Source organism: Amycolatopsis nalaikhensis (assembly GCF_030264295.1).
Taxonomy (GTDB): domain Bacteria; phylum Actinomycetota; class Actinomycetes; order Mycobacteriales; family Pseudonocardiaceae; genus Amycolatopsis; species Amycolatopsis nalaikhensis.
In genome coordinates this window covers 5,492,386-5,518,050 of sequence record NZ_CP127173.1, presented here as the reverse complement: position 1 = coordinate 5,518,050, position 25,665 = coordinate 5,492,386, and the positions used below count along the sequence as shown (strand labels likewise).

Annotated in this window: 19 protein-coding genes and 1 pseudogene; 8 read left to right on the top strand and 12 right to left on the bottom strand. The window is 71.7% G+C overall.

What is annotated here, in order from left to right; all coding sequences use genetic code 11:
* The first annotated feature begins 374 nt into the window (after positions 1-374).
* Positions 375-1,289: a hypothetical protein gene (locus QP939_RS27210; RefSeq protein WP_285449036.1), complete on the top strand. Its 915-nt coding sequence runs from the start codon at positions 375-377 to the stop codon at positions 1,287-1,289.
* Between the two features lie 10 nt (positions 1,290-1,299).
* Here the strand turns inward: QP939_RS27210 and QP939_RS27205 are convergent.
* Positions 1,300-2,933: pseudogene (locus tag QP939_RS27205) on the bottom strand (acyl-CoA synthetase).
* A 152-nt stretch (positions 2,934-3,085) separates the two neighbouring features.
* On the opposite strand from QP939_RS27205, the gene QP939_RS27200 reads away from it, so the two are divergent.
* The gene (locus QP939_RS27200; RefSeq protein ID WP_285449034.1) at positions 3,086-4,774 is read left to right on the top strand and encodes a bifunctional 3'-5' exonuclease/DNA polymerase; all 1,689 of its coding nucleotides are present in this window, start codon (positions 3,086-3,088) and stop codon (positions 4,772-4,774) included.
* Positions 4,775-5,196: 422 nt separating this feature from the next.
* Here QP939_RS27200 and QP939_RS27195 read toward each other — a convergent pair whose 3' ends face one another.
* From QP939_RS27195 to QP939_RS27170, 6 genes are all read right to left on the bottom strand, one after another.
* Positions 5,197-6,975 carry a sialidase family protein gene (locus tag QP939_RS27195; protein ID WP_285449032.1) on the bottom strand — a complete coding sequence of 593 codons (1,779 nt, stop codon included), beginning with the start codon at positions 6,973-6,975 and terminating at the stop codon, positions 5,197-5,199.
* A gap of 103 nt (positions 6,976-7,078) precedes the next feature.
* Positions 7,079-10,954: an ATP-dependent RNA helicase HrpA gene (hrpA, locus tag QP939_RS27190; protein WP_285449030.1), complete on the bottom strand. Its 3,876-nt coding sequence runs from the start codon at positions 10,952-10,954 to the stop codon at positions 7,079-7,081.
* A 203-nt stretch (positions 10,955-11,157) separates the two neighbouring features.
* Positions 11,158-11,424, bottom strand: a complete 267-nt coding sequence (locus QP939_RS27185; RefSeq protein WP_285449029.1) for a hypothetical protein — start codon at positions 11,422-11,424, stop codon at positions 11,158-11,160.
* 116 nt (positions 11,425-11,540) lie between these two features.
* Complete coding sequence (locus QP939_RS27180) at positions 11,541-12,704, bottom strand: lactate 2-monooxygenase (protein WP_285449027.1); 1,164 nt, start codon at positions 12,702-12,704, stop codon at positions 11,541-11,543.
* Entirely contained in the window at positions 12,701-13,309 is a 609-nt protein-coding gene (locus QP939_RS27175; protein WP_285449026.1) for a GNAT family N-acetyltransferase, read from the bottom strand. The genes QP939_RS27180 and QP939_RS27175 overlap by 4 nt, the downstream gene beginning before the upstream one ends.
* Entirely contained in the window at positions 13,306-14,778 is a 1,473-nt protein-coding gene (locus QP939_RS27170; protein WP_285449025.1) for an APC family permease, read from the bottom strand. Before QP939_RS27170 ends, QP939_RS27175 begins: the two co-directional genes overlap by 4 nt.
* 174 nt (positions 14,779-14,952) lie before the next feature.
* On the opposite strand from QP939_RS27170, the gene QP939_RS27165 reads away from it, so the two are divergent.
* The gene (locus QP939_RS27165; protein ID WP_285449023.1) at positions 14,953-15,594 is read left to right on the top strand and encodes a GOLPH3/VPS74 family protein; all 642 of its coding nucleotides are present in this window, start codon (positions 14,953-14,955) and stop codon (positions 15,592-15,594) included.
* A gap of 43 nt (positions 15,595-15,637) precedes the next feature.
* Positions 15,638-16,798, top strand: coding sequence for a saccharopine dehydrogenase family protein (locus QP939_RS27160; protein ID WP_285449021.1), 1,161 nt, complete (start codon positions 15,638-15,640; stop codon positions 16,796-16,798).
* Positions 16,799-16,879: 81 nt separating this feature from the next.
* On the opposite strand, the gene QP939_RS27155 is transcribed toward QP939_RS27160, so the two are convergent.
* The gene (locus tag QP939_RS27155) at positions 16,880-17,719 is read right to left on the bottom strand and encodes an SDR family oxidoreductase (RefSeq protein WP_285449019.1); all 840 of its coding nucleotides are present in this window, start codon (positions 17,717-17,719) and stop codon (positions 16,880-16,882) included.
* Positions 17,706-19,172, bottom strand: coding sequence for a flavin-containing monooxygenase (locus QP939_RS27150; RefSeq protein ID WP_285449018.1), 1,467 nt, complete (start codon positions 19,170-19,172; stop codon positions 17,706-17,708). Before QP939_RS27150 ends, QP939_RS27155 begins: the two co-directional genes overlap by 14 nt.
* A 67-nt stretch (positions 19,173-19,239) precedes the next feature.
* Here QP939_RS27150 and QP939_RS27145 point away from each other — a divergent pair, with 67 nt between their 5' ends.
* The 3 genes from QP939_RS27145 (at position 19,240) to QP939_RS27135 (ending at position 21,498) form a co-directional block, all read left to right on the top strand.
* Positions 19,240-19,830, top strand: a complete 591-nt coding sequence (locus QP939_RS27145; protein WP_285449016.1) for a TetR/AcrR family transcriptional regulator — start codon at positions 19,240-19,242, stop codon at positions 19,828-19,830.
* Between the two features lie 286 nt (positions 19,831-20,116).
* Positions 20,117-20,959, top strand: coding sequence for a chitosanase (locus QP939_RS27140; RefSeq protein ID WP_285449014.1), 843 nt, complete (start codon positions 20,117-20,119; stop codon positions 20,957-20,959).
* Complete coding sequence (locus QP939_RS27135) at positions 20,959-21,498, top strand: L,D-transpeptidase family protein (RefSeq protein ID WP_285449012.1); 540 nt, start codon at positions 20,959-20,961, stop codon at positions 21,496-21,498. The genes QP939_RS27140 and QP939_RS27135 overlap by 1 nt, the downstream gene beginning before the upstream one ends.
* Here the strand turns inward: QP939_RS27135 and QP939_RS27130 are convergent.
* The 3 genes from QP939_RS27130 to QP939_RS27120 are packed head-to-tail and all read right to left on the bottom strand — an operon-like array spanning position 21,488 to position 23,637.
* Positions 21,488-22,474: a PHP domain-containing protein gene (locus QP939_RS27130; RefSeq protein WP_285449011.1), complete on the bottom strand. Its 987-nt coding sequence runs from the start codon at positions 22,472-22,474 to the stop codon at positions 21,488-21,490. The two genes, QP939_RS27135 and QP939_RS27130, sit on opposite strands and share 11 nt — an antisense overlap.
* A 9-nt stretch (positions 22,475-22,483) precedes the next feature.
* Complete coding sequence (locus QP939_RS27125) at positions 22,484-22,987, bottom strand: metallophosphoesterase family protein (RefSeq protein WP_285449009.1); 504 nt, start codon at positions 22,985-22,987, stop codon at positions 22,484-22,486.
* Positions 22,984-23,637 carry a GntR family transcriptional regulator gene (locus QP939_RS27120; protein ID WP_285449007.1) on the bottom strand — a complete coding sequence of 218 codons (654 nt, stop codon included), beginning with the start codon at positions 23,635-23,637 and terminating at the stop codon, positions 22,984-22,986. The genes QP939_RS27125 and QP939_RS27120 overlap by 4 nt, the downstream gene beginning before the upstream one ends.
* 76 nt (positions 23,638-23,713) lie before the next feature.
* On the opposite strand from QP939_RS27120, the gene araD reads away from it, so the two are divergent.
* Entirely contained in the window at positions 23,714-25,426 is a 1,713-nt protein-coding gene (gene araD, locus QP939_RS27115; protein ID WP_285449006.1) for an L-arabinonate dehydratase, read from the top strand.
* The last annotated feature ends 239 nt before the right edge of the window (positions 25,427-25,665 follow it).

The window sequence follows — 25,665 nt, the reverse complement described above, 5'->3', positions numbered from 1 at the left end:
CTACCCGGTGGTAACAAGACCGGTGGCCCGGCGCTGGGGGCGTCGCCGGGCCACCGGTCATCGCGCGGCCACCCCGGCCGGTCGCACAACGCGGCCGGGTGAGCCGGAGCCGTTCTTCACGGCTTTTCGTCCGGCGTCCCGGTGGGCCGTGAGGGGGAGGCGGGGCCACCGGCGCGGACAAGTCATACAAGCGCGTCCGCCCAGGCCGGGGCAACGGTTCACAGTTGCCAGTACTAGCCCGTTCGCCCGAGCGGCCGCGCGTCCCCGGCCACCGGCACCCCCGGCGAAGAGGGCCGCGGGCGGTCCGGTGGATCCTGCTAACGTGCACCGTGTCGGGATCGTCGGGGGACGGCACGGGGTGGGTCGGATCGGCAATGGCGGGCAACGGCGAAGAGGGTGAGCGCACCGCGTTCGCGGCCCAGCTGCGCGCGGCCATCGCCACCAGCGGGCTGTCGCTCGACCGGATCCAGGCGCGGCTGCGCTCCCGCGGCGTCGTCGTGAGCGTCACCGCCCTCAGCTATTGGCAGTCCGGCAAGCGCCAGCCGGAGCGGCAGAGCTCGCTCTCGGCGGTGCGCACGCTCGAAGAGATCCTCGACGTCCCGGCGGGGTCCCTGCTCGGCCTGCTGCCCCCGCCCCGGCCGCGAGGCGGCGCCGGACGGCGGCAGGCGGGCGAGCCGATGTCGTTCCCGCGCGAGGTGCTGCAGCCGCTGCTGGACAAGGTGGGGGCGCCGAACGCGCTCGAGCGCCAGCACCCGCTGAAGCTGGTCGGGCTGCACGACCTGTGCGAGATCGCCGCGGACGGCGGCCAGCGCGCGGTGACGGCACGGGCGGTCTTCCAGGCGGCCGCGGACGGCCAGGACCGCTGGCTGCTGGTCTACACGCAGGACGACCCGGCGGCGGGCCTGCCGCAGTTGCACGCGGTCCGCAACTGCCGGGTGGGCCGCGCCGAGGTCGACGAGGCCCACGGCCTGCTCGTCGCCGAGCTGCTGTTCGACCAGCCGATCGACCGGGGTGAGACGCACCTGATCGAGTACACGCTGACCAACAGCGGACCGCCGTACCCGGAGTGCCGCAACACCCACTACCGCGAGTTCCGCCGCCCGGTGCGCGAGTACCTGCTGGAGGTCCGCTTCGCGCACGGGACGACGCCGGACAGGTGTTGGCAGTACTCGCGCAACGGCACGACGGGCACGCTGTCCCGCCGCCAGCTGAAACTGGACGGCGCGGACGGCGTGCACGCGGTGGCGCTGGACTTCGGCCCGGGCGTCTTCGGCATCGACTGGGACTGACGCCCGCGGCTCAGGAGAGCTTGTTGCGCAACACCTTCCCGGTCGCGTTGCGGGGCAGCTCGTCCAGGAACTCGACGTCGCGCGGGACCTTGTACCGCGCCAGGTTCGCCTTGACGTAGTCGCGCACGCCCTCGACGTCGAGCTTCGAATCCTCGGTCCGCACGATGAACGCCTTGAGCCGCTGGCCGAACTCCGGGTCCTCGACGCCGATCACCGCCGCCTCGAGCACGTCCTCGCGCTCGACCAGGAGGTTCTCCACCTCGATCGGGAACACGTTCTCGCCGCCCGACACGATCATCTCGTCGTCGCGGCCGTCGATGAACAGCAGGCCGTCCTCGTCGAAGTGGCCGACGTCGCCGCTGGAGAGCAGGCCGTCGATGATCTCCTTGTGGCGGCCGTCGGTGTAGCCGCCGAAGCTGAGGCCGCTGCCCACGAACACGCGGCCGGTCACGTTCGGCTCGGTGATCTTGTTGCCCTTTTCGTCGTACAGCGCCACCTTGCAGCCGACCGGCGCGCGGCCGACCGTGCCCGGGGCCTTCGCCCAGTCCTCCGGCGTCGCGACCGTCGCCACCGCGACCTCGGTCGAGCCGTAGAGGTTGTGCACGACCGGGCCGAACGCCTCGTTCGCGCGGTTGCCGAGGTCCGGCGACAGCGCCGAACCGGCGACGAAGATGATCCGCAGCGACGACGTGTCGTACTTCTCCCGGATTTCCTTCGGCAGGTCGACGATGCGCTGCAGCATCGTCGGCACCAGCACGAGCGCGGTGCACTTGTGCTCGGCGACGCCGCGCAGCGCCTCCTCCGGATTGAACTTGCGGCGCATCACGACCGTCGAGCCGAGCGCGAAGGACAGGATGAACTGCGACAGCCCGGTGCCGTGGAACAGCGGCGCGCCCATGTACGTCGCCTCGTTCGAGCGCAGCGGGATCCGGTCCAGGAACTGCGCCGACGCCAGCGCCGACGTGTGCGGCCGCGGCGCGCCCTTCGGCGTGCCGGTGGTGCCGCTGGTCAGCAGCACGAACCCGCCCGGCTTGGCCGGCGCCGGCCACGGCCGGTCGTCGGTGCTGGCGATGAGCTCGGACAGCACCGGGGTGTCCCGGTCGGTCAGGTCGGTGCCCGGGTCGACCCACGCGAGGTAGCGCTCGACGCCGTCCGGGATGGCGTCGAGCAGGCCGGTGAACTCCTGGTCGTACACGAGCGCGGTGACGCCCTCGCGCTTGGCGACGTCCGCCAGCTGCGGCTTCGCGAAGCCGGTGTTCATCAGCAGGAGGCGCACTCCGAGCTTGCCCGACGCGGCCATCGTGAGCACCAGGCCGCGGTGGTCGCGGCACAGCGCGGCGACGACCTGGCCGGGCTGGATGCCGCGCTCGGACCACGCCCTGGCCAGCGCGTTGGACTGGTCGTCCAGCTGCTTGTAGGTGAGCGGGCCGAGTCGTCGACGATGCCGACGGCGGTCGGGTCGCGGCGCGCGGAGATGTGGTTCGCGCCGGCGAACGGGCCGAACTTCCGCAGCGCGACCAGTGAGCGGACGCCTTCGTCGAGCCGGGGGAAGGGGACGAGACCCGCTCGCCGCATGACGTCGACGCTGCGCGCCGTCTCGGCCACCTTGTCCGCCACCTGCGTTGCCAGCGCGACCAGGCTCATCCGGGCACCTCCGTTGCTGCGGGAAGAGAACCCACGCCGACGGCGGGCGTACCGGCGGTATGGGGGCTACTGGAGAGTAAACCAAGCCCGCCGCGCGCGCACCAGCCGTGCGCTCGGCGCTTTTTGTCGGTGGTGGTCGGCACAATGTCTTCGTGCAGGTGATCGCCGGGCGGGAGGAGGACGGGAGCTTCACCGTGCGCACGCCGTCCTCGACGGTGAACGGCCTGGACGAGGCGGGTTTCGCGGCGCTGGCGCGCGAGCTGGAGGCGTCGCTGCGGCCGCGCTGGGTGTTCCCGTCGGTGGAGGGGACGTACCCGGTGCTGGTGGCCGCCGGCGTGCGGGTGCGGCGGTGCTACGACCCGGCGCTGGCGGAGGGGCTGCTGCTGGCGTACGAGGGTCAGGAGGGCCAGTCGCGGAGCCTGCGCGCGGCCTGGGCCAGGGCGAACGGCGAAGAACCGCCCGCCGACTCGGCGGCCGTCGAGCTCGCGCAGCCGACGCTGTTCGAGACGCGTGCGCCGACGCTGCCGGACGGCGTGACGGTCGTCACGGCGCTCCAACGGGTGCTCGCCGAGCAGGAACGGCGAGTGGCGGCGACCGAGCACCCGGACCGGTTCCGGCTGCTGCTGGCCGCGGAGTCGGCGAGCGCGCTGGCCGCGGCGGAGATGTCGGCCGACGGCCTGCCCTGGCGCGCCGACGTGCACGAGGCGCTGCTGGTTTCGCGGCTCGGTCCGCGGGTGCCCGCCGGGCAGCGGCCGAAGGCGCTGGTGGAGCTGGCGGCGAAGATCACGGAGGCGTTCGGCGGGCGGCCGGTGAACCCGGATTCGCCGCCGAGCGTGGTCCGGGCGCTGGCCCGCGAGGGCATCGAGGTGCCCGCGGCGCGCAAGTACCTGCTGCGCGGGATCGACCACCCGGCGGTCGGGCCGTTGCTGGAGTACAAGGAACTGTCCCGGCTGTTCGCGGCGAACGGCTGGGCGTGGCTCGACGAGTGGGTGCACGAGGGCCGGTTCCGCCCGCACTACGTGGTCGGCGGAGTGGTGTCGGGGCGCTGGGCCAGCCGCGGCGGCGGGGCGTTGCAGATCCCGAAGGTGCTGCGGACGTGCGTCCGGGCGGACCCGGGCTGGCGGCTGGTGGTGGCGGACGCGGCGCAGCTGGAGCCCCGGGTGCTGACGGCGTTGTCGGGCGACCGGCGCTTGGCCGACGTCGCGGCGGCGACGGACTTGTACGCACGCTTGGCCGAGGCGTTGTTTTCGGGGACGCGCTGGGTCCCGGCAGCGAACGACGACCGAGACGACCGGGCCCGGGCGAAGATCGCGATGCTGTCGGCGATGTACGGCGGCACGTCCGGCGAGGCGGGGCCGCTGCTGGGGTTGCTGCGCCAGCGGTTCCCGGACGCGGTGTCCTATGTGGAGCAGGCGGCCCAGGCCGGTGAGCGCGGCGAGCGGGTCAGGTCGCGGTTGGGCCGGACGTCCCCGGCGCCGTCGGCGGCGTGGCGGGCGTTGACGGGCGGCTTGGCGGCGGACGACGCGGCGGAGTTGAAGGCCCGCAGGGCATCCCGAGGCTGGGGCCGGTTCACGCGCAACTTCGTGGTCCAGGCAACGGCGGCCGACATGACGGCGGTGATGCTGGCGACGCTGCGAGGACGCCTCCCGGCCCCGGCCCACCTGGTGTTCTTCCAGCACGACGAGGTGATCGTCCACACCCCGGCGGAGCTGGCGGAGGAGGTCTCGACGGCGATCACGGACAGCGTGGCTGAGGCGGCCCGCATGCTGTTCGGCCCGGCGTGCCCGGTGCGGTTTCCGATGCACATCGCCCCGGTGGACAACTACGCCGACGCGAAGTGAGGCCGCGTCGGCTCTCCAGTCACACGTGAAGCTCCACCGATCACGAACCACATGGAGGACATCCGTTCGGCGCAACGGAGATCGCAGCCGGTGAAAGGCGTACCCCCATGAGGTGCTCGGCCGTTCGTCGGCCAGCCTTGGGCTACCTGCGCTTGGCCGCGGTGATCTGGTTGTGGTTATTGCCGTCCATCGACCCGGACGTAAACGCGTACGACATGCTGCTCGGCTGCCATTTCCGGCAGCGCAAGTGGCGAAGCTGAAGAGGGCCCGTCCTCTGCCTTCGCCGGGATACTCTCCGCGTGCGTGCCCAGCGTGGCACTTATCGCCAAGTAGCGACGATCGGCGCGGAAGCCACGTTCGGACGCCGAGCGGTGCGCCGCGTCGGCCGCTCCCCACGGGAACAGCCGACGCGGCACCTCACATCACGGGAACATCGGCAACGTCCGCGTCCCGACATCCTGGTTCGGCAGCGTCCGTCCCGGGTTGCCGCGGAAGTCGGTCCAGCACGGGTGCAGGCGGAAGTCCGCGCCGATCGCCGCGGCCGTGTAGTCGCCGATGAACACCCCCTGCAGCTCCTTTCCCGTCACCGCTCCCGTCGACACGAACTGGACCTGGGGGTTCGCCGTCTGCGTTGTGATCCGGCGGATCGGGGCCGATGCCACGCCGCTGCCCCAGCCCGTCGCGTACGCGTAGTCGAGGCCGATCCCGCCCGCGTCGTACGCGCGCGTGTAGAACGTGACCGCCACCCGGCCCGCCAGTGCCGCGACCGCCGGGAACACCTCGTCGGCGCCCGTGCCGATCTTCGCCGGACGAGACCAGCTCCGGCCGTCGAAGCCGCTCAGGAACGCGTCGCCGTTCGTCTTCACCGACTCGCCGTCGCGGTACGTTCCGTTGCGGTCGTCCGCCCACGTCACCCACAGCTTGTCCGTCACGCGGTCGTACGCGAGCTGCGGGAAGCTGTTGACCCGGAAGTTCTCGCCGGTCAGCGCGTTGTTCGCGACGTCTTCGTCCACCGGGAAGTCGAAGTCGAGCGCGACCTCCGTGTGCCGGAACGTCCGGCCGCCGTCTCGCGACGTCGCCACGACCACCGCGTCGTGGTCCGACGGCCGGTCGCACGCCGCCGTCGCGCACACCGACGTCTCGTACGCCACCTGGAGCGTCCCGTCGCGGGTCACCACCGGGTTCGAACCACTGCCGTACGGCGTGATCCCGCCGTGGAAACCGGTCAGCGACGGCGAAATCCGGCGCATCCGCGACCACGTCCGGCCGAAGTCGCCGGACTTCGACAGCACGATCGGCGACTCGAGGAACTCGCCCTCGGCGTTGTACGTGAACTGCGTCCACGTCACGTAGACGTCGCCGGACACCGGGTCGGCGGCGATCCACTCCTTGTCGTTGAAGATGTACGCCGGGGCCGGCGTGCCCGCCGGGGTCACGCCGTCGAGGTGCAGCACCGCCGGGTCGCCGAAGGTGCGCCCGCCGTCGTGGGACACCGACACCGCGATCCCGCTCGCCAGCTGCTGCCCATCCGGCACCTCCGCGCGGCTGAACACCAGCGTCGCGTAGTAGACCGTGTTGTGCGGGCCGAACGCGATGGCCGGGTCGCCCGCGGCGTCCATGTAGGACAGTGGAGCCGCCGCGCCCGCCGGGTAGTCGAGGTGCGGCAGCTGGACGTTCGCCCAGGTGCGGCCGCCGTCGAACGACGTGTAGGCGAACCCGCCGGAGTCGTTGCGCGCCTCGCGGGTGTTGTAGAGCCGGTAGTCGTTCGCCCCGGCGACGATGTTGTTCGGATTCTCCGGATTGACGGCGATGGTCGTTTCGTTCTGGGCCGTGCTGCAGCCGGCCTGGCTGCCGGTGGGCACGATCGTGTCGCCGTCGATGACGTCGGTGTCCGGCGCGAGCGGCCGGTACGGGTTCGGCCGGCCGAGGTAGCTCTGGCAGAGCGCGGACAGCGCGGGGTCGTCGCCGTCCTCCTCTTCCTCCTCGGCGAACCGCTCCTTGAGCAGCGGGTTCGGCACGTCGTGCCGCGGCTCTTCGGCGGCCGCGGCGATCTTGTGCTTGCCGGGCCGGGGATCCGCCGGCAGCGGCGAGCCACCGGTGGCGGCCTGCGCCGCGGGCGCCAGGACGATGGAGAGGGGCAGGAGGAGCGCGGTGAAGGTGATGGCGATTCTTCGCTTAGCGGAGGAAACACCCAAGGACATCGGAAGGTCCTTTCCCGGAGGGGTCTTCAACCGCCCCAGGCTTGACGCCCGTACGCCTGCGGTCAACCGCCGGAAGTTCCGAGCCGGACATACCCGGCGGACCTCACGCCAGTGCGTCGTCGATGGCCTTCGTGATCCGTTTCAGCGACACGGGATGGGCCGTTCCCAGCGTCTGCGCGAAGAACGACACCCGCAGCTCTTCGATCATCCACCGCACCTCGTTCAACGCCGGTGACGAAGTCCCCGGCGGGAGCGAAGCCAGCGCCTCCCGGTACTCCCCGGTGATCCAGGCGATGTCCGCCGTCCGCTGGAGATCCCGCGTCGGCTCCGAAGGCAGCTTCTCCAACCGGCGCGAAATCCCCTGCAGGTAGCGCACCACGTGCCGCAACCGCAAAGCACCCGTCGCCGTCACGAAACCCGCGTACACCAAGCCGGAAAGCTGCGCGCGAATGTCCGAAAGGGACTCCGCGGGCCCCCGCGCGCTCGACAGCGCGACCTCCACGTCGTTCGCCGCGCGGAGGATCTTCTCCACCTGCGTCAGGACTTCCAGCACCTCCGGGTGCAGGCCGGCCCGGACCTTCTCCAGCAGCGCCGCGAAGCCCGCCTCGTCCCAGGCCGGACCGCCCGCCGCCGTCATCAGGGCGTCCACCGCGCAGTCGACGCAGTCCTCGAGCAGCGCCGCCACGCTGCCGTGCGGGTTGCGGTTGAGCACCAGCTTCGACGAGTTCGACAGCGACCGCGTGATGAACTTCATCGGCGAGTTCAGGTTGAGCCGCAGCATCCGCCGCGTGCCCGCCCACATCGCGTGCTCCTGCTGCCCCGGCGTGTCCAGCATCCGCACCGCGACCGACGCGCCTTCGTCGACCAGCGCCGGGTACGCCTTGACGTCGTGCCCGCGCTGCGTCGACTCGAACACCTTCGGCAGCGAACCGAACGACGGCTTGGTCAGCCCGGCCTTCTCGAGCGTGTTGGCCGCCTTGGAGATCGTCGCGCGGACCTTCGGGGCCAGGCGCCGCTGCAGCCCCTCGACGTCCTTGCCCTCGGCCACCTTCTTGCCGCGCTCGTCGACCACGCGGAACGTCATCTTCAGGTGCTCCGGCACCGAAGCGAGGTCCCAGTCCGCGTACGGCACCGTGACCCCGCGCAGGGCACGCAGCTCGCGGCCGAGCACCTCGAGCAGCGGACCGTCCGAAGGGGACACTCGCGAAAGGACGTACTTCGCGGTGTCCGGAGCCGGGACGAAGTTGCGCCGCAACGCCTTCGGCAGCGACTTGATCAGCTGCGTCACCAGCTCCTCGCGCAGGCCCGGCACCTGCCAGTCGAAGCCGTCCGGCGTCACCTGGTTCAGCACCGGCAGCGGGACGTGCACGGTGACGCCGTCGGCGTCCGCGCCCGGCTCGAACTGGTAGGTCAGCTTGAAGACCTGGGTGCCCTGCGTCCACGAGTCCGGGTAGTCGGACTCCCGCACGCCGCCCGCGTTCTCGTTGATGAGCATGGACTTCTCGAACGAGAGCAGGTCCGGGTCGGTGTGCCGAGCCTTCTTCCACCAGCTGTCGAAGTGGCGCACCGAAACGACGTCCGCGGGCACCCGCGCGTCGTAGAACTCGTACAGCGTCTGGTCGTCGACCAGGATGTCGCGCCGCCGCGCCCGGTTCTCGAGGTCCTCGACCTCCTCCAGCAGCGCCCGGTTCTCCGCGAAGAAGTGGTGGCGCGTCTGCCAGTCGCCCTCGACGAGCGCGTGCCGGATGAACATCGCCCGCGACAGCTCCGGGTCGATCCGGCCGTAGTTGACGCGGCGGTCGGCGACCAGCGGGACGCCGTAGAGCGTCACCCGCTCGGTCGCGATCACCGCGCCCTGCTTGCGTTCCCAGTGCGGCTCGGAGTAGTTCCGCTTGACGACGTGCTGCGCGAGCGGCTCGACCCACTCCGGCTCGATCCGGGCGTTCACCCGCGCCCACAGCCGCGACGTCTCGACCAGCTCGGCCGACATCACGAACCGCGGCTGCTTCTTGAACAGCGCCGACCCGGGGAACACGCCGAAGCGGGCCCCGCGCGCGCCCAGGTAGTCGCCCTTCGCCGGGTCCTTGAGCCCGATGTGCGAGAGCAGCCCGGCGATCAGGGAGGTGTGCACGCGCTGCGGGTCGGCCGGGGTCGTGTTCAGCGCGATGCCGAGCGGCTTGGCCAGCTGGCGCAGCTGGCTGAAGATGTCCTGCCACTCGCGCAGGCGCAGGTAGTTCAGGTACTCGGTGCGGCACATGCGGCGGAACTGGTTGCCCGACAACGCTTTCTGCTGCTCCGAGACGTACTCCCAGAGGTTCAGGTAGGCCAGGAAGTCCGACGTCGGGTCGGCGAACCGCGCGTGCTGGGCGTCGGCCGCCTGCTGCTTCTCCGCCGGGCGCTCGCGCGGGTCCTGAATGGACAGTGCGGCCGCGATGATCATGACCTCGCGGACGCAGCCGTTCTTCGCGGCCTCCAGCACCATCCGGCCCATCCGCGGGTCGACCGGCAGCTGCGCGAGCTTGCGGCCGATGTCGGTCAGCTCGCGGTCGGCGTTCGAGCTGGCGAACGCGCCCAGCTCCTGCAGCAGCCCGATGCCGTCGGCGACCTGGCGGCGGTCCGGCGGCTCGACGAACGGGAACGCCGCGATGTCGCCGAGGCCCAGCGACGTCATCTGCAGGATGACCGACGCGAGGTTGGTCCGCAGGATCTCCGGGTCGGTGAACTCGGGCCGGCTCTCGAAGTCCTCTTCGGAATAGAGCCGGACGCAGATGCCGTCGGACGTGCGGCCGCAGCGGCCCTTGCGCTGGTTCGCCGAGGCCTGCGACACCGGCTCGATCGGCAGCCGCTGCACCTTCGTGCGGTGGCTGTAGCGCGAGATCCGCGCGGTGCCCGGGTCGACGACGTACTTGATGCCCGGCACGGTCAGCGACGTCTCGGCGACGTTGGTCGCGAGCACGACCCGGCGCCCGGTGTGCGACTGGAACACCCGGTGCTGGTCGGCCGCCGACAGCCGCGCGTACAGCGGCAGGACTTCGGTGTTGCGCAGGTTCGCGCGGTTGAGCGCGTCCGCGGTGTCGCGGATCTCGCGCTCGCCGGAGAGGAACACCAGGATGTCGCCCGGGCCCTCGGCGCACAGCTCCTCGACGGCGTCGAGGATGCCCTGCGTCTGGTCCCGCTCGTCTTCTTCGGGCGCGTCGGGGTCGACGAGCGGCCGGTAGCGGACCTCGACCGGGTACGTCCGGCCGGAGACCTCGACGATCGGCGCGTCGTCGAAGTGCTTCGAGAAGCGCTCCGGGTCGATGGTCGCCGAGGTGATGATGACCTTGAGGTCCGGGCGGCGCGGCAGCAGCTGCTTGAGGTAGCCGAGGATGAAGTCGATGTTGAGGCTGCGCTCGTGGGCCTCGTCGATGATGAGCGTGTCGTACTGGCGCAGCGACCGGTCGGTCTGGATCTCGGCCAGCAGGATGCCGTCGGTCATCAGCTTGACCAGCGTGTCCTGCCCGGACTGGTCGGTGAACCGCACCTTGTAGCCGACGGTCTCGCCGAGCTCGGTCTTGAGCTCGCTGGCGATCCGGTCGGCGACGGTACGGGCGGCCAGCCGCCGCGGCTGCGTGTGCCCGATCTGGCCGAGGACGCCGCGGCCCAGCTCGAGGCAGATCTTCGGCAGCTGGGTGGTCTTGCCGGAGCCGGTCTCCCCCGCGACGATGACGACCTGGTGCTTCTCGATGGCCGCGGCGATCTCGTCCTTGAGCTTGCTGACCGGCAGCTCTTCGGGATATTCGATCTTGGGCACGCTCTCGCGCCGCGACTGGACACGCAGCTCGGCGGCGTCGACGTCGGCGGCGATCTGCTGCAGGACGGCGTCGCGGTTGCGGGCCTTGCGGGCACCTTCGAGCCGCCGGCGCAGCCGCTGCCGGTCGCGCGGCATCAGCTCGGGCAGGCGCGCACGCAGCGCTTCGAGGGGGGATGGCGTGGACATACTCGGACCAAGGATAGCCGTGCGTGACGACCCGGGCTTCCGAATATCCCCGCCGCGTGACCGGCCCCACCCGGACCGGCCCCGAGCGCCCCAATGTGGCCTTGGTTGCGTCTCACGCACCGAAGGCGGCCTTGGTTGCGTCTGACGCACCGAAGGCCGCCTTGGGGCGCTCGGGCCGGGATCAGCGTTGGGGCGCTACCGGGTCAGCCCTGGGGCTGGTTCGGGTACTGCTGCTGCGGCGCGGGCGGCTGCTGGGCGACCTGCGGCTGCGGCGCCGGCTTCGCGCGGTTCATCGCCGCCGCGCCGCCGACCAGCGCGAGGCCGACGACGCCGAGGATGATGCCGAAGAACGGCTGCATGTCGCTCGCCCAGGCGATCAGCCGGAACTCGTAGTCGAACTGCTCGAGGATGAGCGAGCCGAAGCCGAGGACGGCGAAGAGGATGCCGATCCGCGTCATGATCGAAGACATGGGAAACCCCCAACGGGAAAGAGAATGAGGAGCAGGCCGCCCCCGACGGCCCGCGATGGGACTCGTACAGTAGCGGGCGGCTCCCGGGCTGTCCCGGGATTTCCCGATTCGTTACCTCACGTCCGCTGGAGCGAGTCCGGACCCAGGTCGGCGAGCGTGCGGTGCCCGGACAACCCCATCGTCAGGTCGAAGTCAGCCAGCAGGCTCCGCAGCACGTGGCGGACGCCGTCCTCGCCCGCGTGCGCCAGGCCGTACACCCACGGGCGTCCCACCAGGACCGCCCGCGCGCCCAGCGCGACCGCCTTGAGCACGTCCGCGCCGGTCCGGATGCCGGAGTCGAACAGCACCTCCACGCGGTCGCCGACCGCCGAGACGATGCCGGGCAGGGCCTCCAGCGCGCCGATCGCGCCGTCGACCTGGCGGCCGCCGTGGTTCGACACGATGATGCCGTCCATGCCCGCCTCGGCCGCGCGGCGCGCGTCCGCCACGTGCTGGATGCCCTTGAGCACGATCGGGCCGTCCCAGTGCTCGCGCAGGAACGGCAGCTGGTCCCACGTCCGGTCGGTGCCGGTGATCATCCCGATCCAGGTCAGGATGGCCGTCCCGCGGTCCTCCTCCGGCGTCTTCTGCAGCTGGGCGCGGAACACCGGGTCGGTGAACGGCACCGCGAGCCCTTCGCCGTTGAGGAACGGCAGGTACGCCTGGTCGAGATCGGACGGTCGCCAGGCCAGCGTCCACGTGTCCAGCGTGACGACCAGCGCCGTGTAGCCCGCGTTCTTCGCCCGCGCCAGCAGGCTCGCGCAGACGTCCGCGTCGCCGGGCCAGTACAGCTGGAACCAGCGCGGGCCGTCGCCGTTGGCCGCGGCGACGTCCTCGATGCCGGTCGACGACGCCGTGGACAGGATGAACGGCAGGCCGACCGAAGCCGCGGCCCGTGCGGTCGCGGACTCCGCGTCCGGGTGCACGATCGACTGGACGCCGACGGGCGCTACGGCCACCGGCGCGGGCAGGCGGGTGCCGAGCACCGTCGTCGAAAGGTCGCGGTCGGTCGCGCCGGTGAGCATCCGCGGCACGACGCGCCAGCGGTCGAACGCCTCGCGGTTGGCGCGGGCGGTCGCGCCGGAGCCCGCCGCGCCCGCGACGTAGGAGAACGGGCCGGGCGCCATGACCTCGCGGGCCGACGCCTCGAGCTTCGTCGCGTCGGTCGAGCACGGCGGCAGCTGACCACCGAGTCCTTGCAGGTAGAGCTCGTTCTGGTAGCTGCCGAAGCGTTCGGTCACGGCTTCCTCCTCGCCTTCGAGGGGGCACTGTACTCGTCGGTAACGGGACGCCGCATCGGCCGCATCGGCGGCCCGCCCGGCGGCGCGAACGCGGGCCCGTGGTCGCCGAACCCGAGCCGCCGGTAGAGCCGGACGCTGTCCGGCGAGCTGGCCTCCAGGTAGGTGGGCACGCCCTCGCCGTCGGCCCGCGCGAGGCCGTGCCGCAGCAGCCGCGCGCCGACGCCCCGGCGCTGCCGCGCGGGGAGGACCCCGATGAACTGCGCGTGCCACAGCGGCCCGGGCGGCTCGCGCTCGGCCATCATGCCGAGCAGGGTGGCCAGCCTGCCGTGCTCGCCCGCGTCCAGCCCGGCGATCGGGGCGTCGTCGCCATCGTCGCCGCCGGGCAGCCACAGGATCGCCGCCGAGTGGTCGGTGGTCACGTCGACGAACCCGGCCGCGAACGCCGCTTCGGCGATGGCGCGGAAGAACGCCGGGTGGGCGGTGGCGCGGCGGCGCTCGTCGTCCGGGAACACCCAGCGGCTCACCGGGTCGTCCTGGAACGCGGCGACGAGGACACCCACCACGGTGTCCAGTTCGGACGGTGCGGCGGCGCGGACGTCGCTCACCGAGGGTCCAGGACCGGCTCGTCGTCCTCGCGCAGCGGCCCGCCGATGCCCGCGTAGACGTCCGGCTGGCGGGTGCGCAACGCCTCGCCGCGGAAGAAGCCCACGAGACCGGCCAGCAGAAGGAGCCCCGGCAGGCCCCAGCGCAACGCCGGGATCGCGCCGGCCGGGCCGAGCAGGACGTCGAAGTTGACGATGATCAGCACCAGGACCGCGGTCAGCGTCACCGCCGCGAGCGCGGGTGCGCCGCGCCGCCGCCACCACGTCTCCCGGCCGGGCCGGCGGGCGAAGAACCCGAGCACCGACAGCGAAACGGCGACCATGATGATCGTGACGCCGGTCGAGGCGGTGACCCCGGTCCAGGTGAACAGGTCGGTGAACGGGTCGCGGCCGACCAGCGCGAACACCGCGACGACGACGAACGCGATCGTGGTCTGGACCAGCGACCCGCCGATCGGGGCACCGGTGCGCTTGCTCGTGCGGCTGAACCCCTCCGGCAGCAGCCCTTCCCGGCCGAGCGCGAAGAAGTACCGCGCGACGGCGTTGTGGAAGCTCAGCAGCGCGGCGCACTGGCTGGTCAGGAAGAGCACGTACGCCGTGTCCGCGAACGCCGTGCCGACGTACTGCCCGCCGAGGCCGAACAGCAGCCCGGGTCCCTCGGCGGCGGCGCGCTCGACGACGTGGTCCGGACCGGTCGCGACCGCCATCCCGAGCGACGAGGCGATGTACAGCACCGCCGTCAGGCCGATCGCGATGTAGGTCGCGCGGCCGACCGTCCGGCGCGGGTCGCGGCACTCCTCGCCGTAGGTCGCCGCGCCCTCGAACCCGGTGAAAACCGCGATGGAGAAAGCGAAAACGGCGCCGACACCCGCGGTGAAGAGGCTCGACGGCGAGAGCGGGACCAGGGAAACGCTTCCCCCGTCCGGGTGGCTGAACATCGCGACGTCCACGACCACGAGCACCGCGACCTCGAGCCCCAGCGCGACCCCGAGCACCTTCGCGTTGAGGTCGATCCGCAGCACCCCGCCCGCCCCGACGACGAGCACCATCAGCAGCGCGGCGAGCCACCACGGCACGCTCAGCCCGAACACCGCGTCCAGCCACGTCGAGAGGGACAGCCCGAACAGGCCGTAGACGCCGACCTGGATGGAGCTGTAGGCGAGCACGGTCACGTAAGCGACGCCGGCCCCGGCCGACCGCCCGATCCCGTGCGCCACATAGGGGTAGAACGCGCCCGCGTTGGTGACGTGCCGGCTCATCGCGGCGTAGCCGACGGCGAACAACGCGAGCACGGGAGCCAGCAGCACGAACGACAACGGCACGCCGATGCTGCCCGTCACCGCGTACGTCGCCGAAACCCCGCCCGCGATCGCGTACAGCGGACCTGCCGCCGCCACGACGAAAAAGACGATCTGCGCGGCACCGAGCCGCCTGCTGCCGAGGCCGCGACGCCCCGGCGTGTGGGTTCCCATGGACCTTCCCCCGCGCCGTTGGTGATCTTGGCGGCGGTGCCCCAGCGTAGGGGCAGGGCGCCCGGCGGCGGTACGTCCGTTCGGGGTAAAACGGGACGGCACCGAAAGCCGCACGAGGCCGGACCGCTATCTTCGATTCCCGCACCGCGACCGCCCAGGGGGCCGTTTTCCGTCATGCGCCGGCTCACCTTGGTCGATTCCTTCTTCTTCCTGGGGCACGACGAGTTCTCCGGCCGCCCGGTGCTCAGCCGGACGTCGCTGGGCATCGGCCTGGCCGGAGCGGTGCTGTGCGATCTGCTGTTCACCGACCGGATCACCGTCGAAGACCGGAAGATCCGCACGATCGCGACACGACCGCCGGGCATTCCGACGATCGACCACGTCTTTTCCGAAATTGTTTCGGAAAAGCGGGCGCACCCCGTACGCGACTGGATCGGGCACCTCCGCGAAGAACTGCCGTCGCTCGTCGCGGAAAACCTCGTCGCGCTCGGCCTCGTCCGGCGGACCCCCGATCGGGTGCTCCTGCGCCGGCGACACCGCTACCCGCCCGCCGACCTGCTCGTCTCGACGGCGGCGCGCAGCAAGGCGCGGTCCGCGGTGTTCGGCGTCGAGCGGCCCGACCCGCATTCGGCGTGCCTCGCGCTGCTGGCGTGGACCGCCGGCGTCGACGACCTGTGCGAACCGGAGCTCGGCCGGGCGCAGGTGCGGGCGTGGATGGCCGACACGCACGAGGCGATGCCGCGGCGGATCAGCGACGTCATCAGCGGGGTCGCGGCCGCGGCGGCCGCCGCCGTCTACACGGGCGACCGGAAGTGACCGGCGGGTAACCTGGGCGCTGTTGCCGTCCCCTGGAGGAGACATGCGCGCGCACGACGTGGTCCTGTTCGGCGCCACCGGGTTCACCGGCGGCCTGACCGCCGAGTACCTGGCGCGCCACGCGCCCGCGGAGCTGCGCTGGGCGCTGGCCGGGCGCAGCCGCGAAAAGCTCGAAGCCGTGCGGACGAAGCTCACCGCGATCGACGACCGGTTCGCCTCGCTCGACCTGCTCGTCGCCGACTCCGGTGACCCGGCGTCGCTGCGCGCGGTCGCCGAAGCGGCGAAGGTGGTGATCACGACCGTCGGCCCGTACCTGGAGCGGGGCGAGCCGCTGGTCGCGGCGTGCGCCGAGGCAGGCACCGACTACGTCGACCTGACCGGCGAACCCGAGTTCGTCGACCGGATGTACCTGGCGCACGACCGGCGCGCCCGCGAGACGGGGGCACGGCTGGTGCACGCGTGCGGGTTCGACTCGATCCCGCACGACCTGGGCGCGTGGTTCACCGTGCGGCAGCTGCCGGAAGGCGTGCCGCTGCGCGTCGACGGGTACGTGCGCGCGAGCGGGATGCCGTCCGGCGGCACGTTCCTCAGCGCCTTGACGGTGATGTCGCGGCTGCAGGCCGGCGCCCGGGTGGCGCGCGAGCGCGCGGCGGCCGAGCCGCGCCCGGCGGGACGGTTCACGCGGGCCCCGCTGGGGCGCCCGCACCGGGTGGCGGACGCGGGCTGGTGGGCGGTCCCGCTGCCGACGATCGACCCCGCGATCGTCCGGCGCTCGGCGGCCGCGTCCGAACGGTACGGGCCGGACTTCACGTACCGGCACTTCGCGGCGGTCCGGCACCTGCCGGTGCTCGCGGGCGGCGCGCTCGGGGTGGGCGCGTTGTTCGCCGCGGCGCAGGTCCCACCGGCGCGGCGCGGGCTTTCGCGGCTGCTGGCCCCGGGCGACGGGCCGAGCCCCGAGCGGCGCGCGCGGTCGTGGTTCTCGGTGCGGTTCATCGGCGAGGGCGGCGGGTCCCGGGTGGTGACGGAGGTGTCGGGCGGCGACCCGGGCTACGACGAGACGGCGAAGATGCTGGCGGAGTCGGCGATGTGCCTGGCGCTGGACGACCTGCCGGAGACGGCGGGCCAGGTGACCACGGCGACGGCGATGGGCGACGCCCTGGTGGACCGGCTGACGAAGGCGGGCATCAGGTTCGCAACCCTCTGACGATCCGCGGGGCTCACCTGGTGGTCGTGAGTGGGGATTCGGGTTAGAACCCTAATTGCCACTCACGACCACCAGGCGACCTCACCGCAGCTGGGCGGAAATCCGGCGGACGTAGGCCGCGCGGGCCGCGGGGTCCAGTTGCGTCAGCGCCCGGTCGTCGCCGATCCAGGCGCGGGCCAGTGACATCACGCGTTCCGGGGTCAGGGCCGCCAGGAGGTCCCACGTACCGAGCCACCTCGGCACCGCCGTCTCCGCCCGGCGCGTCCGCAGCGTTCCCGCGATCGCGCGGGCCACCACCTCCGGGTCCACTGTGGGCAGTGCCCCGCCCAGCCGCACCCCGGCCGCCAGCTCCGTGCGGACCGCGCTCGGCAGCACCGCGCTCACGCTCACCCCCGTCGCCGCGTATTCGCGCCGCACCGCCGCCGTCAGGCCGACGGCCGCGAACTTGCTCGCGTTGTACACCGCCATGCCCGGCAGCGGGATCTTGCCCGCCATCGACGCCACGTTCACGACGTGCCCGCGCCCCCGCGCGATCATCCCCGGCAGCACCGACCGCAAGCCGTGGACCAGGCCGTGGACGTTGACGTCCACTGTGGTCCGGCCGACCTCGTCGGGCTCTTCGAGGAAGTCGCCGAGCGGCATCACGCCCGCGTTGTTCACCAGCACGTCGATCCGGCCGAACCGCTCGGTCACCGCCGCGGCGAACGCGTCGAACGACGCGCGGACCGTCACGTCCAGCGGGAACCCGTGCGCGTCCGGCACCCGCGACGCCAGCGCCGTGTCCAGGTCACCGACGCAGACCGTCGCGCCGCGGGCGGCGAACTCCGCCGCCGTCGCGCGGCCGATCCCGCGTGCCCCGCCGGTGATCACGACCACCGCGCCGCGCGGATCGATCGCCGGGTACCGCTCACCGAACCGCATGGATCCTCCCGATTTCGTAGTCCGCTTCGTCGAACGCCCCGACCTGCGACCGGAGCCGTCCCGTCGAGAACGGCCAGCTGAAACTGTTGCGCCCGTTGACATCCGTGTAGTAGCTGGAGCAGCCGCCCGACTGGTACACGGTGCCCGGCAGCGCCGCCTGCACCTGCGCGTTGAACGCCGCCTGGGCCTCCGGGCGCACCGAGAGCGACGTCCAGCCCGAACGCAGCGTGCGCGTCACCGCCGCGACCGTGTGGCGCAGCTGCGCCTCGAGGATCATGAACGCCGACGAGTGCCCGGTGCCCAGGCTCGGCCCGAGCAGCAGGTACAGGTTGGGGAACCCGGCGACCGTCGTGCCCGCGTACGCCTGCGGGCTGCCCCGCCAGTGGTCGTCGAGGCTGCGGCCGTCCGCGTCGAACACGCGCGCCGACACCGGCATGTCGAGGATGTGGAAGCCGGTGCCGAAGATGATCGCGTCCACCTCGGCCGACGAGCCGTCCGCGCCGCGCACCCGGTTCCCCTCGACCGCCCGCACCGCCGTCGGATGGACGTCCACAGTGGACGACGTGAGCGATCGGTAATACGTATTCGACATCAGCAAACGTTTGCAGCCGAGCGTGTAGTCCGGGGTCAACGCCGCCCGCAGCGCCGGATCTCGTACCGCCAGCCGCAGGTGCGCGAGGCCGATCTTCTGCACCTGCCGCAGCAGCCACGGGTGGCGGAACCCGAAGCCGAGCGTCTCCATCGCGCCGTACTCGGCACTGCGCAACGCGCGCTGCAGGGCTGGAAACCGCCGCAGAAGGAACCGTTCGACGCCCGGGACGTGGTGGTCCGGCTTCGGCAGCACCCACTGCGCCGTGCGCTGGAACAGGTGCAGCCTGCCTACGCGGGGCACGATCTCCGGCACGAACTGCACCGCGGACGCGCCCGTCCCGACCACCGCGACGCGCTTGCCGGTCAGGTCGTAGCCGTGGTTCCACCGCGAGGAGTGGAAGACCTCGCCGGGGAAGCCGTCGAGGCCGGGCAGGCCGGGGATCTTCGGCTCGTGCCACGGCCCGGTGCCCGCGACCAGGATCCGCGCCGAGTACGGCCCTTGCGACGTCTCCAGCTCCCACCGCGCGTCGACGGCGTTCCACCGCGCCCGCGTGACCTCGACGCCGTAGCGGATCTTGCCGGTGACGCCGAAGCGCTCGGCCGTGTCGCGCAGGTAGGCCCGGATCTCGGCCTGCCCGGCGAACGCGCGCGTCCACCCGGGGTTCGGCGCGAAGGAGTACGAGTACAGCGCGGACGGGACGTCGCACGCGCAGCCGGGGTAGGTGTTGTCGCGCCAGGTTCCGCCCAGGTCGGCGGCCTTTTCGAGGACGGCGAGGTCGTCGACCCCGGCCTGGCCGAGCCGGATGGCGGCCCCGAGCCCGGAGGCCCCGGCACCGATGACGAGAACGTCGAAGTCGCGCATTTTCGGAGACTATCAGTATCTCAATACCATCGGTACCCCGATTCCGAGGCTCGCTAGAGTGGCACCCATGGCCCGACTCACCCGCGCGGAAAGCCAGGCGCGCACCCGCGAGCAGCTGATCGAGACCGCCAAGCTGCTCTTCCTGCGCGACGGCTATTCGGTGACGTCGCTGGAGAAGGTCGCCGACGAGGCCGGGTACTCGAAGGGCGCGGTGTACTCGAACTTCCGCAACAAGGACGAGCTGTGCCTGGCCGTGCTCGACCGGATCCACGACGAGCAGGTCACGCTGGTCGCGGAGGCGCTGGTCGGCGCGGAAGGGGTAGACGGGCTGCTGGCGGCGTTCCAGACGTGGGCCGAGCGCAGCATCGGCGACGAGGCGTGGACGGCGCTCGAGGTCGAGTTCGCCACGAACGCCCGCCGCAACCCGCACGTGCGCGCCGAGCTGGCCGCGCGCGACAAGGCGATCCGCGACACGATCGCGGGGTTGCTGAGCGGGTACGCCGAGCGGTTCGGGATCACGCTCCCGATGTCGGCCGACGACGCCGCGACGGCGTTGCTGAGCTTGGGCATCGGCCTCGGCGTGCAGCGGGCGATCGACCCGACGATCCCGGTGAACGTGCTGCCGGACGTCATCCGCCTCTTCGCCGGGGCTCGCTGACCGCACGCCTTCGCGGAAGGGTCGCGCCGCGGCAGCGTCTTGAATGAGTCATTCAAGTCTTCGGAGGTCCTGAATGACTCATTCAAGACGCGCCACCCGCGGCGGCCGGACGTCCGTCCTTTGAGGACCTCCTCCGATGGTCTGGACCGTTCACGAACATGAACGAATTCCGCCTCTTGTGGACCCGCTGACCCTCCGCTACCGTGTCGCTACGCCGCAGCTCCACCCGCACCACCCGAAACCGCCGTGATCCCCCACGGCGCACCCTCGGAAAGGGACTCCTCCCATGAGCAAGAAGTTGCGGCCGGTCCTCGTCGGCGCGCTCGGCGCGGCCTCCGTCGCGGCCCTGGTGGTCACCACCCCCGCGTTCTCCTCCGCGGCCCCCGCTCCCCTGGCGGCCGGCGCGTCCGTCCGCGCCGTCGGGGACCTTTCGGCCCCCGCCAAGAAGGAAATCGCGATGAAGCTGGTCTCCAGCGCGGAAAACTCGTCGCTGGACTGGAAAGCGCAGTACAAGTACATCGAGGACATCGGCGACGGCCGCGGCTACACCGCGGGCATCATCGGCTTCTGCTCGGGCACCGGTGACATGCTGGAACTCGTCGAGGCCTACACCAACGCCGTGCCGAACAACCCCCTCGCCAAGTTCCTGCCTGCGCTGCGGAAGGTGAACGGAACGGACTCGCACGCAGGCCTCGGATCCGCCTTCGAGAGCGCGTGGAAGCAGGCCGCCGCCACCAGCGCGTTCCAGACCGCGCAGAACAACGAGCGCGACCGCGTCTACTTCAACCCCGCGGTGAACCAAGGCAAGTCCGACGGCCTCAGCACCCTCGGCCAGTTCATCTACTACGACGCCATCGTCATGCACGGCCCCGGCACCAGCTCGGACAGCTTCGGCGGCATCCGCCGGACGGCCATGCAGAAGGCGAAGACGCCGGCCCAGGGCGGCAACGAAACCACCTACCTCAAGGCGTTCCTCGACGCCCGCAAGGTGATCATGAAGCAGGAGGAGGCCCACGCCGACACCTCCCGCGTCGACACCGAGCAGCTGGTCTTCCTCAACGCGGGCAACTTCGACCTGAAGACCCCGCTCAAGTGGAAGGTCTACGGGGACTCCTACACCATCAACTGATGACCCGTCAGGTGATCACCGTCGTCGCCGGTCCGGCGGCGGCGGTGCTCACCGCGTGGGACCACGACGCCGGACGCGTGCACGGCCCGATTCCCGCGCACATCGGGAAAGACGGCGTCGGGCGGGCGAGCGAATCGACGTCGCACACGCCCGCCGGGGTGTGGCCGCTGACCGAGGCGTTCGGGACTTCCCCGGCCGAGACCCGGCTGCCCTACCGCGTGGTCACGACGTCGGACTGGTGGGTCTCCGACGTCGATTCCCCTTACTACAACACGCATTTCTCCGGCGCGCCCGGCACCTGCCCGTTCGACGAGGCCGCCGGGGAGAACCTCGGCGCTGCGGGCGCGGTGTACGCCCGCGCCGTCGTCATCGACTACAACCGCGACCCCGTGGTGCCCGGAGCCGGGTCGGCGTTCTTCCTGCACGTCACCGACGGCAGGCCGACCGCGGGCTGCGTCGCGATCGAACTAGCCGACCTCGAAGTCCTCCTGCGCTGGCTCGACCCGGCGAAGCACCCCGTCCTCGAGATCAGCGGCTGAGCAGTTCGTCCGCCGTGCGCGTGTTGATGATCCGCTCCGGCCCGATGCCCGCCTTGACCGCGCGCTCGCAGCCGTAGGGCTGCCAGTCGAGCTGGCCCGGCGCGTGCGCGTCGCTGTCGATGGCGAACTCGCAGCCGATCTCGGCGGCCAGGCGCAGCAGCTTCATCGGCGGGTCGAGCCGCTCCGGGCGGGAGTTGATCTCCACCGCGACACCGTTCTCGCGGCACGCGGTGAACACCGCTTCGGCGTCGAACTCCGACTCCGGACGGCCGCGGCCGACGACCAGGCGTCCCGTGCAGTGCCCCAGCACCCGCACGTGCGGGTTGCGGACCGCGGCGAGCATCCGGCGCGTCATGTCCCGAGCCGGCATCCGCAGCTTCGAGTGCACGCTCGCGACGACGAAGTCCAGCTGCCCCAGCAGCTCCTCTTCCTGGTCGAGCGAGCCGTCGTCGAGGATGTCGACCTCGATGCCGTGCAGCAGCCGGAACGGCGCCATCAGCTCGTTGGCCTTGGCGACGATCTGCATCTGCGTCCGCAGCCGGTCCGGCGAGAGCCCGTTCGCGACGGTCAGCCGCGGCGAGTGGTCGGTCAGCACCATCCACTCGTGCCCGATGTCGCGGCCCGCGACGGCCATCTCGCCGATCGAGCTGCCGCCGTCCGACCAGTCGGAGTGGGTGTGGCAGTCGCCGCGCAACGCCGACCGCAGCGGCTCGCCGTCCGGCAGCTTCTTCTCGACGATCTTCGACCGGTACTCCGGGTCACGGCCGGCGAGCGCGTCCTCGATGACGCCGGCGGTGGCCTTGCCGATCCCCGGCAACGACGTGAGCGTGCCGTTCTCCGCCATCTTGGCCAGCTGCTCGGCGCCGGTCTTGTCCACGGTCGCGGCCGCGTTCCGGAACGCGCGGACGCGGTAGGTCGGCTCCCCCGCGCGCTCGAGCTGGAACGCGATCTCCCGCAACGCCCATGCCGGATCCATGGGACCTGTCTACCCCCTCCGGGGCAGTTCGTGCAGCTCGACGCCGGTCAGCTCGCCGTTCTCGACGCGCGCGGTCTGGTAGGTGCAGAACGGCTGGCGCCGCCGGTCGGTCGGCGAACCCGGGTTGAGCAGCCGCATCCCGGCGGGCGTCGTCGTGTCCCAGGGGATGTGGCTGTGCCCGAAGACCAGCACGTCGGTGTCCGGGAAGAGCGCGTCGCACCGCTGTTCACGGCCCTGCTTCGCGCCGGTCTCGTGGATCACGGCCAGCCGGACGCCGTCGAGGTCCGCCCGAGCGATCTCCGGCAGCCGCGCGCGCAACGCCGGGCCGTCGTTGTTGCCGTAGACGCCGATCAGCCGCTTGCTGCGCACCTCCAGCTCGTCGAGCAGGGCGACCTCGACCCAGTCGCCCGCGTGCACGACGACGTCCGCGGCGTCGACCTCGGCCCACACCTGCTCCGGCAGCGCGCGGGCGCGGGCGGGCAGGTGGGTGTCCGAGATCAGCAGCAGCCTCATCCGATGGCCTTGAGCACCCGGTCCAGGAACCCGCCGATGTGGTCGCGCAGCAGGGTCGCGGCGCCCTCGGCGTCCCCCTTCTTCGCCGCCGCCAGCACCGCCTTGTGCTCGGTCCACTCCTTCTTCCAGCTGGGGTTGGCCTCCCAGCCGACGACGCTGATCAGGGCCGCGCGGTCCTTGAGGTCGTCGAGGATGGTGACCATGAGCGGGTTGCCGCAGCCGCGGTAGAGGGCGCGGTGGAAGCGGCGGTTGAGCAAGCTCAGCGCGGCCTGGTCCTTGTCCGCGATCGCCGTCGACGCCTCCTTGAGCGCCTCCGCCGCGTCTTCGAGCAGGGCCGGGTCGCGCTGCTCGACCGTCCGGCGGACGGCTTCCGGTTCCAGGACCATCCGCACGTCGTAGACGGACTTCGCGAGTTCGGCGTCGACTGTGACCACCGAAGCGCCCTTGTACGGGCTGAACGTCACCAGGCCGGAGTTGGAGAGCACCTTGAGCGCTTCGCGGACCGGCGTCTTCGACACGCCGAGCCGCGCGGCCAGCTCCGCCTCGACCAGCGGCTGGCCGGGCACCAGCTCCCGGGTCAGGATGCCGCGGCGGATCTCCTCCAGGACCACCTCGGTCCGGGAGGCGGGCAGGCTGAACGTCCCGGTCATGGCGCGCTCCCTCGTCGTGTCGGAGCCCATTCAACCAGGACCGCGAGATCATATATCAGATGCCATACTGGATCGCATGAGGAACCCAGAGGAGCTCCGCAGCCACCGGTGGTTCGGCGGCGACGATCTGCGCGATTTCAGCCACCGCGCCCGGAGCCGTCAGCTCGGCTACAACCCGGAGGAGCACCTCGGCAAACCCGTCATCGGCATCCTCAACACGTGGTCGGACATCAACCCGTGCCACATGCACCTGCGCGAACGCGCCGAGCAGGTCAAACGCGGGGTCTGGCAGGCGGGCGGCTTCCCGCTCGAGTTCCCGGTGGCGACGCTGTCGGAGACCTACCAGAAGCCGACGCCGATGCTCTACCGCAACCTCCTGGCCATGGAGACCGAGGAGATCCTGCGGTCCTACCCGATCGACGGCGCCGTCCTGATGGGCGGCTGCGACAAGACGACCCCGGCGTTGCTGATGGGCGCGGCGAGCGCGGGGCTGCCCGCGATCTTCGTCCCGGCCGGGCCGATGCTGCGCGGGCACTGGCGCGACGAAGTCCTCGGCAGCGGCACCGACATGTGGAAGTACTGGGACGACAAGCGCGCCGGGCTGATCGGCGACGCCGAACTGTCCGAACTGGAACGCGGCCTCGCCCGCTCGCCGGGCCACTGCATGACCATGGGGACGGCGTCGACCATGACGTCGGCCGCGGAGGTGCTCGGCATGACGCTGCCGGGCGCGGCGTCGATCCCGGCCGTCGACTCGGCGCACCACCGGATGGCGGCGGCGAGCGGCGCGCGGATCGTCGGCATGGTCTGGGAGGACCTGACGATCACGCGGGTCCTGGACAAGCGCGCGTACGCCGACGCGATCACGACGGTGCTGGCGCTGGGCGGGTCGACCAACGCCGTGATCCACCTGATCGCGATGGCCGGGCGCAGCGGGATCCCGGTGTCACTGGCCGATTTCGACGTGCTCGCCCGGCGCGTGCCGGTGCTGGCGAACATCCGCCCCGGCGGCGACTGGCTGATGGAGGACTTCTACTACGCGGGCGGGCTGCCGGGGCTGCTGTCGCGGCTGACCGACCTGCTGCACCCCGAGCGCCTCACGGTCACCGGGCGCACCCTCGGCGAGAACCTCGCTTCGGCGCGCGTGCACAACGACGACGTCATCCGGCCGCGGGCGAACCCGGTGGCGGCCGAGGGCGGGGTCGCCGTGCTGCACGGCAACCTGGCGCCGTCGGGCGCGGTGATCAAGCACATCGCGGCCGAGCCGCACCTGCTGGCGCACACCGGCCCGGCGGTCGTGTTCGAGAACTACGCGGACCTCAAGAAGCGGATCGACGACCCGACGATCACGGCGGATTCGGTGCTGGTGCTGCGCGGTTCCGGCCCGCTGGGTGGGCCGGGGATGCCCGAGTACGGGATGCTGCCGATCCCCGCGCACCTGCTCGCCACCGGGGTGCGCGACATGGTCCGCATCTCCGACGCGCGGATGAGCGGCACGAGCTACGGCGCGTGCGTGCTGCACGTGGCCCCGGAGTCGCACGTGGGCGGTCCCCTGGCCCTGGTCCGCGACGGCGACCTGATCACCCTGGACGTGCCTGCGCGGGTGCTGCGGCTCGAGGTGTCCGATGAGGAGCTGGCGCGGCGGCGTGAGTCTTGGGTGGCACCCGCGCCGCGGTTCGAGCGGGGGTACGGCGCGCTCTACAGCGAACACATCACGCAAGCGGACGAAGGCTGCGACTTCGACTTCCTGGCCCGCGCGGGCCACAACCCGGAACCCGACGCCCGCTGAGGCCGGTCCCGAGCGCCCCAATGTGGCCTTGGGTGCGTCTGACGCACCCAAGGCGGCCTTCGGTGCGTCTGACGCAACCAAGGCCGCCTTGGGGCGCTTGAAGCCGGAGCCCGACGCCCGCTGAGGTTGCTTCGGTTAACCGTTCCGTGACCGGTTCATCCCCCGATAGGGCGAGTCGTACGGCATGTCCGGGTGCCCCGTACCCTGATCCCGTCACCGGCGGGATCCGGTGCCGCGTT